The sequence below is a fragment of the Deltaproteobacteria bacterium RBG_16_64_85 genome, assembly GCA_001798885.1.
In the GTDB taxonomy this organism is placed as follows: Bacteria; Desulfobacterota; Deferrimicrobia; order Deferrimicrobiales; family Deferrimicrobiaceae; genus FEB-35.
In genome coordinates this window covers 760-1,018 of sequence record MGQW01000045.1, presented here as the reverse complement: position 1 = coordinate 1,018, position 259 = coordinate 760, and the positions used below count along the sequence as shown (strand labels likewise).

Here is a 259-nt window from a genome sequence, read left to right as displayed (position 1 = left end):
GATGATCCGGTGGGGGGGCAACCCGGTGATCGGTTCCCCTTGGAAAACCACCTCGCCCGAGTCGGGCGGGAGCAGTCCGGTCATCACGTTGAAAAGCGTCGACTTCCCCGCCCCGTTCGGACCGATGACGGCGCGGATCTCTCCCTTCGTGACGGAGAGGGAGACGTCCTGGAGCGCCCGCAGGCCCCCGAACGACTTTACGACCTTGCGGACTTCGAGAATGACCATTTTCGTATGCACCTGATCTTTCCGAGAATTC

At 61.8% G+C, this 259-nt stretch carries 1 protein-coding gene and 1 pseudogene (both running past the window's edge); both read right to left on the bottom strand.

From position 1 onward, the window contains the following. Positions 1–228 (bottom strand): annotated as a pseudogene (locus A2Z13_08600) (ABC transporter ATP-binding protein); it reaches 544 nt to the left of the window's first position. After that, on the bottom strand, positions 198–259 hold part of the coding region annotated (locus tag A2Z13_08595) for a hypothetical protein (GenBank protein ID OGP78906.1) (this coding region is incomplete at its 5' end). Its footprint extends 759 nt past the window's final position; 62 of 821 annotated nt are visible. The gene A2Z13_08595 and the pseudogene A2Z13_08600, both read right to left, overlap by 31 nt.